Here is a 324-nt window from a genome sequence, read left to right on the forward strand (position 1 = left end):
TCAGCCGGTGCTGCAGGAGACCGTGGGCCAGGTCCAGTTGCCGTTGGTCATGATGGTGACGCCGAAGGTGTTGCCGTTGCCGTTGGGCTTGGCGATCATCACCTGGCTGCTGGGCCAGGTGGCGCTGGTGTTCCAGGTGGCGCTGATCTTCTCCGGCGACGGCACGTTCATCGTCACCGTCCAGTTGCTCGAACCCGACACCGCCACGTTGAGGTTGTACCGGTCGCTCCACTGCTCACCGGCGGACAGGGACGCGCTGCAACTGCCCGTCCCCCCACCACCAGTCGTCCCACCGGTCGTCCCACCTGTGGTGCCGCCGGTCGT

Annotated in this window: 1 pseudogene; it reads right to left on the bottom strand. The window is 66.7% G+C overall.

Annotated elements, in window-relative coordinates:
- Positions 1 to 324 (bottom strand): annotated as a pseudogene (locus tag K7862_RS37150) (glycoside hydrolase family 11 protein); the annotation flags it as partial.

It is taken from the genome of Actinacidiphila acidipaludis (genome assembly GCF_019890725.1).
GTDB lineage: Bacteria > Actinomycetota > Actinomycetes > Streptomycetales > Streptomycetaceae > Actinacidiphila > Actinacidiphila acidipaludis.